Here is a 12,059-nt window from a genome sequence, read left to right as displayed (position 1 = left end):
TCTAGCCGCGCTTCTTCTTGGCCGACGGATGCCGGTCGGCGTACGGATCCGCCGGCGCCCCGGCGGGGGCTTCACGCTCCAACTCCCGTTTGGTGACGAGCAGTTCCTTCCGTGCCGCTTTCCCCACGTCGGGGTACTGCGGATCGATGTCCATCAGGGTGTGCGCGAGGATCGCCGCTGCGCAGATCCGCGCGAACCACTTCCGGTCCGCCGGTACGACGTACCACGGTGCCCACTTCGTGCTCGTGGCCGACAGCATCTCGGAGAACGCGTGTTGGTAGTCGTCCCAGTGGCGCCGCTCCCGGACGTCGGCCGCGGAGAACTTCCAGTTCTTCTCCGGCAGGTCGATCCGCTTCAGGAAGCGGGTGCGCTGCTCCTCCTTGGACAGGTTGAGGAAGATCTTCACCACCTTGAACCCGTTGTCCGTGAGGTAGCGCTCCCAGTGGTTGATCTCCCGGTAGCGCCGCTCCCAGATGCCCGGCCCGCGCGTGTCGTCCGGCAGCTTCTGCCGGACGAGGTTCTCGGGGTGGACCCGCACGACGAGGACCTCCTCGTAGTGCGAGCGATTGAAGATGGCGATCTCGCCGCGCCTGGGCAGCCGGGCGGCGTAGCGCCACAGGTAGTCGTGGTCGAGTTCGTCGACGGAGGGCACCTTGAAGCTGCTGACCCGTACGCCCTGGGGGTTGACGCCGCTCATCACATGGCGGATCGTCCCGTCCTTGCCACCGGCGTCGAGGGCCTGGAGGCAGAGCAGCACGCCGTACGTGTCCTGGGCGGCCAGCCGCTCCTGGTACTCGGCCAGCAGCGACACCCCGGTCCGCAGCAGCTCGATCCCGTGCCGCTTCTTCAGACCGGCCTTGTAGCGAGGGTCGTAGTCACGCTCCAGGCGCACCTTCGACCCGGGTTTCACCCGCAGCGGCCCGATGAAGTCCGCGATGCGTTCGGCTCGCTCGTCCGACATCACGATCAGTCCTTCTCACTGGCACCTGCCCGGCCGCGACAGAATCCCTCGCGCTCATTGTCTGCGCGCCTGGCCAAGATCGCTCCTTGAGGCGTCGACATGCCACACTGAGCGCCGCCGCGACCGTTCGCTCCGTCTGCCCGGAGGAGACCCGTATGGAACTGCTGGCCACCCTAGGCACCACCGCGCTCAGCGAAGGCATCAGATTCCTCTTCGACCAGGCCAGAGTGCTGCTCGACCGGCGCCGGGGCGACCAGGAGGGCGACGGGGCGGCTGCGGACGAGTCGGGTGACGGCGTCGTACGGCTCCCCCCGGAGGCGTTCGCCGGCACCCTCGACACCCGTCGGCTGGACGAGGCGGCGCTCACGGACTCCGTCGCCGCGCTGCGGCAACTGCGTACGGCCCTCTTCCCGTTCGTCGACGACGCGGACGCCGTCCAGCCGGGCGACGCCGAGTTGCTTCAGCGTGTCGACCAGCTCAGGCGGGTGCTGGAGGCGGTCTACGGGCAGCGCATCACGTTCGTCACGGAGGTCGGCGAGCGGCCCGCCTCCGGCACCGTCATCGACACCAGGATCGACATCGACGAGATCAACGCGGAGGTCATCGGGGTCAGTGTGGGCCGGGTGAGCGGCGGCAGCTTCAGCACCGAGATCCGCAGCAAGAACGTCGGTCCGGGCGGCCGTGTGGTGGGGTTCCGGGCGGACAGCGTCGGCGGTCCGGGCGGGGACGGGGACACGGAGTGACCGTACCGGCGCAGCGGGACGACGCACCCGGGGACCCCGCATCGGACGACCTGTTCAGCACGGCCTTGATCAACCGCTACCTGGCGGAACCGTTCATCCCCAGAACCTGGCTGGCGGAGCGGATCGAGGCCGACTTCGCCGCGGCGTCCTGCCGCATCGTGCTGGTCACCGGCCCGGCCGGGGTGGGCAAGTCCGCACTGGCGGCGTGGATGACACAGCGGCACGGGCTGTCCCCGCGCTACTTCCTGCGTGTCGACAGCCGCGTCGGGCACTCCTGCGGTGACACCCATGACCTGCTGATCTCCCTCGGCAGACAGCTCGCCGCACTGCGGCCCGACCTCTTCGACGACCCCCGGATCCGGATCGACATCGAGTCGGAGATCGGCCAGGTGGCCGCAGGCGGCAGCCACGCCGGGCTGGAGGCGCGGCAGATCACCGCGAACCCCTTCAAGCCCCTCTCCGTACGGGTCCGTCAGCGGGTGGAGCGGCTGGAGGGCCGGTCGGCGGGAGTCACGGTTGACCGGCTGGACGCCGATCCCGAGCTGATGGACCCGAGGCAGCTGCAGCGCCTGGCGCTCATCGACCCCGCCAGGGCGCTGCTGAAGAAGGACCCGGGCGCCCGGATCGTCGTGATCATCGACGCGCTGGACGAGCTCGACGAGCCGGGCGTACCCGGGCTCCGGCCGGACACCGTCACCGGCTGGCTGGCCAACTGCCCCACGCTGCCGGACAACGTCCGGATCATGGTGACGAGCCGACCGCACACCAAGCTCCGCGAGATCGTGCTGCATCAGGGGGAACGGCTGTGCGAGATCCGGCTGGAGCCGGACGCGGTCGAGGCGGTGGATGACGTACGGGCGTACGCGGAGGCCGTCGCCGGGGACACGGAGTTCGGCGCGGCGTTACGCGCCCGGGCGGTGAACCTGCGTCACACCGTGCATGCGGTCGCCGAGCGGGCGGCGGGAAACTTCCTGTTCCTCGTCTCCTGGGTGCGCGCGGTCCGAGGCGCCGTGGAGGACGACCGCCCCGACGCCCTCCGGGCCCTGACCGATCTCAGCCGGCTGCCCGCGGACCTCGACGGCCTCTATGAGCATCTGCTCTCCCAGATCCACGCTCACGCGAACGACGGGCAGTGGGACGAGATCCGGCACCCGCTGCTCGCGACGCTCGCCGTCGCCCGAGCGCCGCTGACGGAGGCCCGGCTGCTGCACTGGGCGGGTCTCGCGGGCCGCCGCACGGCCGCCCGCCTCGCACTGCGCGATCTCCGCCAACTCGTCGTGCGCGACCCGGACGACGGCGCCCTGCGCCTCTTCCACGCCTCCGTCACACGGTTCCTGACCAGTCCGGAAACCGACGCGGACGAGGACCGCTGGCTCTACTACGTTGATCCTGTGATCCACAACCAGCGCATCGCCGACCGGATCCTGGACACCTACGGCGCCGACTGGACGACCTGCGAGGACGATTACGCCCTCGCCCATGTCCTCGGCCACCTGATCTCGGCACTGGACGCCGGCCTCGACGACGCCCGTGACTCCGCGGACCGCACGGCCCTGGCCGCGTGCGCCGACTCCCTCGCGACCGTGATCGAGGACCCGGCGTACGCCGATGCCCGGGCCGCCCGGCTGGATCCCCTGGACCTGTTCACCGACTGTCTCGCGGCCCACCGTGCGCTGACCGCGGCCGCTCCCGGCCTGGCACCCCGGGTGGCGCGGGCGGTCGCCGCCCATGCGGTGCGGGCCGAGGCGCGGGACACCCCCGGCCCGTTGGGCGCCGCCGCGCTGCACGCCGCGCTGGTCTACCGGACCGACGCGGACGCGTTCTACGCCGCGGTGCTGACCTCCGCCGCCGATCGCGGCTTCCTCTCCGCGCACATTCCCGGGCGCCGAGTGCCGCACGTACGCGGCGAGTTCCTCCGTACGCAGGCGGGCCGGATGCGCCGCAACGGAGCGGTCACGGAGGCCGAGGAGCTGCTGGCGGAGCTGGCCCGGGACGACACGGCGACGACGGCACAGCGCTCCACCGACCTGTACGACCAGGGGTACGCGGCGTTTCTGCGCGGGGAGATCCGTCCGGCGTACGAGCTGATGGTCCGCAGCGCCGACGCCGCACGGGAGGCGGGCAACGAGGTCTCGGCGTGGGTGTCGCGGAGCATCGCCGCCCAGTTCGCCTACTACGAGGGCCGGTTGTCCGCGGACGACTACGAGCGCGAACTGCACGAGATGGACGCCTTCCTGGAGACCGTGCCGCGCCCGGCCGGCTCGATGGCGGAGCGGTTCCGGATGAACTGCCACGCCCATCTCTTCGACCTCGCCCTGCTGGAGGGCAACAGGTCGCTGGCCGAGCGCGAGTGGCGCGTCCTGGACGCCGACCCCTGGATCCGGCGCGCCCAGAACCCGCTGTGGCACCTGCGCTTCGACGCTCGTCTGGCGTTGTTGCGGGGTGAGGCGACCCGCGCCTGCGATCACTACGAGGCGATGTTGGGCGCGGATGTGCTGGCGGCAGCGGAGCCGCCGCAGGGCGAGGGCACGGCCCGCGACCTCCTGGACTACGGCCGCGCCCTGTCCGCCGCGGGCCGCACGGCCGAGGCCGTACGCGCCTGGCGCCTGGCCATGCGCACCCCCGACCACACGGCCGCCTGGCTGTGGAAGCCCCGGGTGCAGCGCCTGCTGGCCGAGGCGGAGTGAGCCGGCCCGGCAGGGGTGCCGCGGGAGTCACCGGCCTTCCCGCCGCCGGCTGTCCGTAGGGCCCGGGTCGGTAATGCCGGCCTGAGCCGTGCCGGTGTCGAGCAGGATCTGCACGGCCTGCTTGGGGTTGTCGGCACGGACCGCCTCGGCCATCGCGGCCCGCGCCGCATCGAGCGGAGTGTCCGGCGGTATCACGAGCAGGGAGAAGTAGTCCTGGTCTCCTCGGGTCACGAGCGCGGTGTCGTCGCCCACGGAGAACGCGTCGATGTGCACGACACGGTCGTCGACGGTCATCCGCGTCGGCACTTCGTCCCAGGCCGCGGAGTCCAGGCCGATCCGGGTGACCGGCCCGAGGCGCTCGGTCAGCGCGGTGATCAGGCCGGGCAGTTCGGTGGCGACGTGCCTCGAACGGGGCCACCAGGCGCCGTCGAGTATGCCCTGGCGGTCGTGGGTGGTGGTGAGCCGCAGAAGAGCCGTACCGGGACGCAGCGACTCGTGTACGCCGTCCGCCAGGAGTCCTTCTGGGTGCGGAGGAGGGGAGTCGGGCATCGCGCTCACCTGCCAGGTCGGGTGGGGCAGGCCGCTGACTGCCGGTGCCGACGGTGGCGGGGCGGCTGCCTGAGGAGAGCGTGCTGTGCCGTCGCTCTCCTCGTGTCCACGCTACTCCTGCCGGTCTCGGGCGCGGTCGTTCAGCGCCGCGGTCATGAGTGCCCCGGCCGCCTCCGCGGTGGTGTCGGGCGGCACGACCAGCAGATCCCAGCGACCCTGGCCGGGGGCGAGCAGGACCACGGAGTTCTGCCCATGCGACGTGAGGGTCCTGCGCAGCCGTACGACCTGGTTGCACACGAACATCCGGCCCGGTGCCGCGGACCAGGCCGCTGAGTTCACCGTGACGCCGGTGATGTGTCCCCAGGCGCGCGGCAGCGCGGCCAGCAACTGGGGCAGCTCCGCCAGGAGATCGTAGGAGCGGGGCCACCACACGCCGTCGAGGCGGCGCGGCAGGGTGCTGTAGGGCGCGAGGCGCAGCCGGAGGAGGGGGTGGGCGGGCGGTTCGGGCGGGACTGTGCTGATCATGAGTTTCCTTGGGTGGGCACGGCGTACACCCCGACGAGGCGTTCGAGGAGGCGGATCAGAGTGCGTCAGGTGGGGCCGCGTCCGGATCGGAGGCGTCGAGGGCGGCCGGCGGGGGCTGTCATGATGCGGCACCTGTCCCGGGCGACGAGCCGCCCGGTGTCGTCGTGCGCCGGGAGCGAAACCGGTGCGGTCACCGGTATGCGGTGGGCCCTCGGTCCTTTCACCCTACCGGGCGCAGCGCGATATGGGGGTCACGGACCGTAACAGTCGTGGAAGAAGGAGAGATCGGCTGAAGGGCGCCTCGTTGTACCGCCCTCGCCTTCCCACTGCTCCACCCGCTCCCGCTCGCTCCGGGTGCCGTCCGCGTCGAGCCGATGCCGTTCGGCCGCGACGAGCGCGCTCGCGGTGAGGTGGAGCGCGGGGTCGGACGCTGCCGTCATCAGCCGGGCGGCCGCGGCCGCCTCGGTCCGGGGCGGCACGACCAGCAGGTCCCAGCGGCCGACGCCGTAGGAGTAGAGCCGGATCGTGTACAGGTCGAACCCGGACGCGAACCACGCGGCCTTCACCGTGTGACCGGTGGTGGGCAGGTCGCACGGCGCCTCAGGCCAGGTGCCGCGGCGAGAGGCGATACTCGTCACCCTCGCCCGCAGCGCGTCGAACGCTTCGGTGAGGAGGGGCAGTTCGACCGTCAGATCGTGCGAGCGGGGCCACCAGGCACCGCACACGGGGCCGGGTGGAAAGGTCGGCGGGCGCAGGGTGAGCCGGGCGGGCATGGGCGGGGAGGCCTGTTCCTGCTGGGGGGTCGCACGTTCATCGGCGCGCGATTTCATGTCGCGGTCCTGTCCCCGGCCGCCGTGCGACGGACCGGTGCCGTGGTGCGCCAGGAACGACGCCAACGGGCAGCGGGCGTACGGAGAACTCCCGGTGCCCGCCACGCTACTCCGCCCCGATGGTTCCCGGACCGGTCCACTTCCGCCGCGTCCGGCACACGGCGGAAGGCGGCTCTCCCCTCGGGGTTCCCACCCCGGAGAAGGGCGCTTAGGCTGACGCCGTCCGGCCGTGCGCAGGATTCCGCCGGAGCGTCCACCGTGTCGGCAGCCCATGGGCTGCCCCCTCCCGGCATACCGGGCAAGGACCGATTCGCCGCCGCCGCAGGACAGTTGGCCGTCGCTCCTTGCTCCTCGCGCTTTGCCCTCCGGCCTCGGTCACCTCTACCACCCCTCGTCGCGAGACCCGCGCGGTGATTTCCCGCGTGCCGTTGTGGGTCCGATGTGGGGCACCCGGCTCCTGACCGCGCGCCCGAGTAAGGGGGAGCGGCCGCGGCAGGAGCCTCGGGCGGCCGCCGTCGGGGCCGGACGACCGACGGCGGCCGTCGGAGCGTGCGGAGAGTGAACGGGACTGGATCCCGTGCCCCGCAGAGCAGATGGCGCCTGAGCGCCCGGGCGTAGGGTGAAGGCACCGAGGGTTCCTCGCGCGTCGGCCACACGCCGGTGCCGTTCTCGGTGAACGACGACGCCGGGCCGGGTGCGTCCGGGCCCGGGGCAGAGGTCGTCCCATGACTGAGAACGTGCCGGACCGGCCGAGGACCTCGACCCTGGGGCCACATCCCGTCCCGGATCCCAGGCGTCAGGAACGCCCCGCCCGGTCCAGGGGCCGGCGGGCCCCGTCGCCCCTGGCGGGCGAATGCCTCCGCCCGCTGACGCGCTGCCAGGTGGAGGACCTCACGCCGGAACTCGGTGATCTGTACGCGCAGACCTCCGGCGGCGACCCGTGCGCGTGGAACCGGGCCCGCTCCGCCTTCCTTCAGCGGCTCGCGACCGACGTACGGCGGCCGGGGTTCGCCCTGCTGATCGCGGAGACCACCGTGTCGTCGGGCACCACCCTGCTCACGGGATGCGCCCACGGCTTCCCCGTGCGCGGCGACGGGCCCCGGTGGGAGGGCCTCGACGGATACCTTCCGCAGCATCTGCTCCGTGTCGCCGCGTCCGGGCGACTCTTCGCGATCTCCGAGATCCTCGTCGGGCACCAGGTGCGCACCCAGAACCAGAGTCGCGACTGGAACCTCGCCCGGCGCCTGCAGAGACGACTGCTGACCGACCACGCCGCCGCGCTCGGCGTCATGCTGGTCAACCGCGGCGACGTTCGGATGCTCGAGGCGCTGCGGTCCTGGGGATGGCAGTACGTCCTGGCGGACGTGGCGGAAGCCCGGGGGACGCCCCTGTGGGCTCCTCCCTGCCGAGTCCTGGTCCTCCGGTGACGGGGAGCCGACCGGGAGCCGAGAGGCGGAGGACATCTGTGTCGGCGGCGGCAGGATTTCCGCCAGGGCGACTAGAGTTCCCGTATGGGGAAGCCACTCCCCGGGGCGGGCCGTGACTTCGGCGGTCCGCGGGAAGGCGCAGATGCCCTCGCAGGACCGGTCGCATGCCGCCGACCGACTCGACGACGACGATCACCCGGCGTACACCATGGGCCGTGCCGCCGAAGTGATCGGTGCGACACCCAGTTTCCTCCGGGCCCTCGGAGAGACGGGTCTGATCACGCCGACGAGGTCGGAGGGCGGCCACCGCCGGTACTCGCGTCACCAGCTGCGCCTTGCCGCCCGGGCCCGCGAGATGGTCGATCAGGGGACCCCGATCGAGGCCGCCTGCCGGATCATCGATCTCGAGGACCGGCTGGAGGCGGCCCTGCGCGCCAACGCTGAACTGCGCCGTCCGGACGGGGGCGCCGACGGTGGCGGCGAGTGAAAGTCTGATGGCGCCGGAGCATAAATTCGACCGGTGCCATTAAGGTCTTTTCCAATCGCGCTGCCGGTGTTTTACGGGTGGTTTTTATTTCCTCTTGTTGCTGATTATTTCCGGTGCTATGCTGACCGTAAATTGCAGTTGTGGTTGCCATTTTTCGGGATTCCCGGGCGGGCGATCATCGCAGCGATGAGGGGGCCCGCGAGGTGTGGGTCTCCAGCACTGCCTCAGGAGAATTAGCATGGCCAGCGGTACCGTTAAGTGGTTCAACGCGGAAAAGGGCTTCGGCTTCATCGAGCAGGAGGGCGGCGGCCCGGACGTGTTCGCTCACTACTCGAACATCGCCACCCAGGGCTTCCGTGAGCTGCAGGAAGGCCAGAAGGTGACGTTCGACGTCGTGCAGGGCCAGAAGGGCCCGCAGGCGGAGAACATCGTTCCCGCCTGATCCCCGCGATCGAACCTGTCTGAACGCGTCTGACGTATTTCGTACGCGCATACGACGAAACAGGGGCCCGCACCTTGGGTGCGGGCCCCTTTTCTGATTCCCGGGTCCGGATCCGGATCCTCCGAAGAAACCCGCCGCTGTTCCACCCACCCTCGACTCCCTGGTGAGGCGCCATGCGCTGCGTGATCGCCCGTTATCCCTTCGACCTCTTCAAGACCGACGTGGAGACATCGATGGACGGTGTCCGACCCGAGCCCGTCACGGGGGCTTGCGTCGTCATCGACGGCCGCGTGTTTCCGGTCAAGCAGGTGGGCGAGGTGATCACAGGCCAGGACCGCCGTGATTTCACCATCGGTGAGGTGGCCAGGGCACTGATCCGGCTCGGCTTCACCTGCCACGCCGCGCCCCCTGTGCCATCCTCCGGCGCCGGCCCGGCGTACGGACGCCCAGTCCAGTGGGACGGCTGACGGACCCGGCCGACGGGGACGGCGTCGCGGCGCATGGCGGAAAGGCGCCGCGGTGCCGGGTGCGCCTCGGCCCGGTGTGCTTCGCTCACGGCGAGGGGGTACCCGCATGCCCGTGTCGCGATGGCTGCTTTCGTCCTTCTCCGCCCGAGGACTCACCGCGTCGTGGCGCGGGCGGGCCACGGAAAGAGCCCTGTCGGCCGCTTCCTGGCTGACCAGTCCGCTGTCCCCGGACGACTACCTCGGTCTGCTCGACCCGCTGCTCTCCGCCCGGCATCCCGCGGGCCGTGTCGTCGCCGTTCGGGCCGAGGGGCCCGCCGCGGCGACGCTGGCGATCCGGCCGGGGCGGGGCTGGGCGGGGCACCGGTCCGGGCAGTATCTGCCGGTGGGGGTCGAGATCGACGGCGTACGGCACTGGCGTACGTACTCGATCACGTCACCACCCGGCGCACCCGACCGCCTGGTCACCCTCACCGTCAAGGCGGATCCGCGGGGCCGCGTCTCCCCGCACCTGGTGCACCGGACCGCGCCCGGAACAGTGCTGCGACTCGGCCCGGCCCAGGGGGAGTTCGTCCTGCCGGAGCCCCCACCCGCCCGGACGCTGTTCGTGACGGCGGGCAGCGGTATCACCCCCGTCATGGGCATCCTGCGTACCCTCGGCCACCGCGGCCCCGCCGCCTGTGACGTCCTGCTCCTGCACAGCGCACCCGAGCCGGGCCAGTGCCTCTTCCGTGCCGAACTGGCCGGCCTGGCGGCCCGGTCGCCGTGGCTGCGGCTCTCTCTGACGTACACGCGCGCGGACGGCAGGCTCACCCCGGAGCGGATCGAGCGACTGTGCCCCGACTGGCGTCGACGGGACACCTGGGTGTGCGGCCCCGCGGGCCTGCTCGACGCGGTGGAACGGCACTGGAGCGCCGCCGGTCTGCGGCAGCGGCTCAGCGTGGAACGCTTCCGGCTCACCTCGATGGGGCCGCCTCGCTCGGGCGCCACGGGCGGCCGGGTGCGGTTCGGCCGCAGCGGAGTCGAGGCCGACGCGCCCGCGTCCGAGCCGCTGCTGGTGACCGGAGAGACAGCGGGCGTGGCGATGCCGTACGGATGCCGTAGGGGCGTGTGCCACGGCTGCCTCGTCCCGCTCGTCGAGGGCCGGGTCCGCGATCTGCGGACCGGCGAAGTGCACGGAGAACCGGGCGAGTTGATCCAGACCTGTGTCAACGGTGCCGCAGGCCCGCTCGTCCTCGACGTACAGGACCTCCCGAGGAGGCTTCCGTGACCGCAAGTACCCTGCCCGACAAATGCGTTGACGCCAAGGGCGTCGACCCCGAGTGCGGTGCCCCCGCCGACGAGCTGGGGCGGGAACTCGATCGCATCCGCTCCGAAGTCGTCGCGGCACGAGGCGCGAACGACGTCCGCTACATCCGCACGGTGATCGCCGTCCAGCGCGGCCTGGAGACCGGCGGCCGGCTCGCGCTCTCGGTCTCGCTCTTCCCGCCCGCCTGGTGTGCCGGCACCGCGATGCTGGCCGTCGCCAAGACGCTGGAGAACATGGAGCTGGGCCACAACATCCTGCACGGCCAGTGGGACTGGATGGGCGACCCGGCGATCCACTCGACCACCTGGGAGTGGGACTTCGCCACCCCCGCCGATGCCTGGAAGCGCACCCACAACCACCTGCACCACACCTACACCAACGTCGTCGGACGCGACCGCGACCTCGGCTACACCATCCTGCGGATGAGCCCCGAGCAGCCCTGGCGCCCGGTGTATCTCGTCCAGCCCCTCTACGCCGCGCTGCTCGCGCCCGTCTTCGAGTGGGGCATCGCCCTGTACGACCTGGAGGGGGACGCGGTCGCCGACGGCCGCAAGAGCGTACGGAGCTTCCTCGGGGACGTCGCCGGCCTGGCGCGCAAGGCGGTCCACCAGTTCGCCAAGGACTACGTCCTCTTCCCGCTCCTCGCGGGCCCCTCCGCCGTACCCTGCCTCCTCGGCAACCTGACCGCGAACGCCCTGCGCAACGTCTGGGCCCACACCGTCATCTTCTGCGGGCACTTCCCCGGCGAGGTGCGGACCTTCACGGAGGACGAGCTGGAGGGGGAGACCCGCGGCGAGTGGTACGTCCGCCAGATCCAGGGTTCGGCGAACATCGAAGGCGGCCTCCTGCTCCACACCCTCTCCGGCAATCTCAGCCACCAGATCGAGCACCACGTCTTCCCGGACCTGCCCAGCAACCGCTACGCCGAGGTCGCGCCCCGGGTGCGGGAGATCTGCGCCCGGTACGGACTGCCGTACGTCACCGGGCCGCTCCGGCGGCAGTACGCGTCGATGTGGGGGCGCGTACTGCGCCATGCGCTGCCGTAGGCGGGCTGCGGGCGGTTCGCCGGACCTGTCATCCGGTGCCGAGCCGCCGTGTCCAGCGGACCGCTGCCCGTCGGGTGGCGGCCGTTCCCCGCCAGGCGTCCTGGGCGCTGGCATAGGCGGGGAAGCTGGCGAGCAGGCCGCCGGCCAGCAGGACCAGGTCGATCACCGAACTGGTGTGGACGACGCGGACCCAGCCCTGCCGGTCCCGGCAGTCGTCCCACGCCTCGCGCAGCGGTTCCAGGATGCTGCCGTCCGTGAAGGTGACCTGACTGAGGTCGACTATGAGAAAGATGCGCCCGCACCCGGCGCGGGCGCCTTCCAGGGCGTGCGCCAGGGGTGTCACGGTGGTCAGGTCCAGCTCGCCGTGGGCGCGGACCATTCGGCATTCGTCGAACAGTGCGGGTGCGCGGGGAGGCTCGGGCGGGTCGGGATGAGGGCACATGCGCCCCATCTCCTCTGTCGGGTGGAGTCTCACAGTGCGCAGAGCCTCTGTTGCGCGGAATGGGCTGCACGGGGAGGGCCGAGGCCAAAGGCGACCGCACGACGAGCCTACTGCCGTGGTGCGCCGTCCGGGGTGCCTTGCGGGAAC

The 12,059-nt window shown here is 71.5% G+C and carries 13 protein-coding genes; 8 read left to right on the top strand and 5 right to left on the bottom strand.

The window, feature by feature from the left end; all coding sequences use genetic code 11:
• Position 1 precedes the first annotated feature (1 nt).
• On the bottom strand, positions 2 to 961 hold the full coding sequence (locus BLU79_RS21250) for a polyphosphate kinase 2 family protein (RefSeq protein ID WP_093907429.1): 960 nt from the start codon (positions 959 to 961) through the stop codon (positions 2 to 4).
• A gap of 155 nt (positions 962 to 1,116) precedes the next feature.
• Between BLU79_RS21250 and BLU79_RS21245 the strand changes: the two genes are divergently transcribed.
• Positions 1,117 to 1,704, top strand: coding sequence for a hypothetical protein (locus BLU79_RS21245; protein WP_093907428.1), 588 nt, complete (start codon positions 1,117 to 1,119; stop codon positions 1,702 to 1,704).
• The gene (locus tag BLU79_RS21240; RefSeq protein WP_093907427.1) at positions 1,701 to 4,391 is read left to right on the top strand and encodes a hypothetical protein; all 2,691 of its coding nucleotides are present in this window, start codon (positions 1,701 to 1,703) and stop codon (positions 4,389 to 4,391) included. The genes BLU79_RS21245 and BLU79_RS21240 overlap by 4 nt, the downstream gene beginning before the upstream one ends.
• Before the next feature lie 27 nt (positions 4,392 to 4,418).
• Here BLU79_RS21240 and BLU79_RS21235 read toward each other — a convergent pair whose 3' ends face one another.
• The 3 genes from BLU79_RS21235 to BLU79_RS21225 all read right to left on the bottom strand — a co-directional run bounded on the left by BLU79_RS21235 (position 4,419) and on the right by BLU79_RS21225 (position 6,295).
• A complete protein-coding gene (locus tag BLU79_RS21235) occupies positions 4,419 to 4,940 on the bottom strand; it encodes a DUF5994 family protein (RefSeq protein ID WP_093907426.1) in 522 nt (173 codons plus the stop codon).
• A gap of 111 nt (positions 4,941 to 5,051) precedes the next feature.
• The gene (locus BLU79_RS21230) at positions 5,052 to 5,465 is read right to left on the bottom strand and encodes a DUF5994 family protein (protein ID WP_093907425.1); all 414 of its coding nucleotides are present in this window, start codon (positions 5,463 to 5,465) and stop codon (positions 5,052 to 5,054) included.
• Positions 5,466 to 5,716: 251 nt separating this feature from the next.
• The gene (locus tag BLU79_RS21225) at positions 5,717 to 6,295 is read right to left on the bottom strand and encodes a DUF5994 family protein (RefSeq protein WP_256333408.1); all 579 of its coding nucleotides are present in this window, start codon (positions 6,293 to 6,295) and stop codon (positions 5,717 to 5,719) included.
• Positions 6,296 to 7,176: 881 nt separating this feature from the next.
• Here BLU79_RS21225 and BLU79_RS21220 point away from each other — a divergent pair.
• The 6 genes from BLU79_RS21220 (at position 7,177) to BLU79_RS21195 (ending at position 11,470) form a co-directional block, all read left to right on the top strand.
• Positions 7,177 to 7,722 (top strand): hypothetical protein, encoded by a 546-nt coding sequence (locus tag BLU79_RS21220; RefSeq protein WP_177001115.1) that lies wholly within the window; start codon positions 7,177 to 7,179, stop codon positions 7,720 to 7,722.
• Between the two features lie 142 nt (positions 7,723 to 7,864).
• A complete protein-coding gene (locus BLU79_RS21215) occupies positions 7,865 to 8,209 on the top strand; it encodes a MerR family transcriptional regulator (RefSeq protein WP_093907760.1) in 345 nt (114 codons plus the stop codon).
• A 238-nt stretch (positions 8,210 to 8,447) separates the two neighbouring features.
• The gene (locus tag BLU79_RS21210; RefSeq protein ID WP_093907424.1) at positions 8,448 to 8,651 is read left to right on the top strand and encodes a cold-shock protein; all 204 of its coding nucleotides are present in this window, start codon (positions 8,448 to 8,450) and stop codon (positions 8,649 to 8,651) included.
• A 173-nt stretch (positions 8,652 to 8,824) separates the two neighbouring features.
• Positions 8,825 to 9,118: an SCO5918 family protein gene (locus BLU79_RS21205; protein ID WP_093907423.1), complete on the top strand. Its 294-nt coding sequence runs from the start codon at positions 8,825 to 8,827 to the stop codon at positions 9,116 to 9,118.
• 106 nt (positions 9,119 to 9,224) lie between these two features.
• Positions 9,225 to 10,385: a ferredoxin reductase gene (locus BLU79_RS21200; protein WP_093907422.1), complete on the top strand. Its 1,161-nt coding sequence runs from the start codon at positions 9,225 to 9,227 to the stop codon at positions 10,383 to 10,385.
• Positions 10,382 to 11,470, top strand: coding sequence for a fatty acid desaturase family protein (locus tag BLU79_RS21195; protein WP_371131903.1), 1,089 nt, complete (start codon positions 10,382 to 10,384; stop codon positions 11,468 to 11,470). The genes BLU79_RS21200 and BLU79_RS21195 overlap by 4 nt, the downstream gene beginning before the upstream one ends.
• A 28-nt stretch (positions 11,471 to 11,498) precedes the next feature.
• Here BLU79_RS21195 and BLU79_RS48305 read toward each other — a convergent pair whose 3' ends face one another.
• Positions 11,499 to 11,912, bottom strand: a complete 414-nt coding sequence (locus BLU79_RS48305) for an STAS domain-containing protein (protein ID WP_177001114.1) — start codon at positions 11,910 to 11,912, stop codon at positions 11,499 to 11,501.
• Between the last annotated feature and the right edge of the window lie 147 nt (positions 11,913 to 12,059).

It is taken from the genome of Streptomyces sp. cf386 (assembly GCF_900103585.1).
GTDB lineage: Bacteria > Actinomycetota > Actinomycetes > Streptomycetales > Streptomycetaceae > Streptomyces.
Note: the sequence above shows the minus strand (reverse complement) of the source record. Positions and strands in the feature narration are given on the sequence as shown.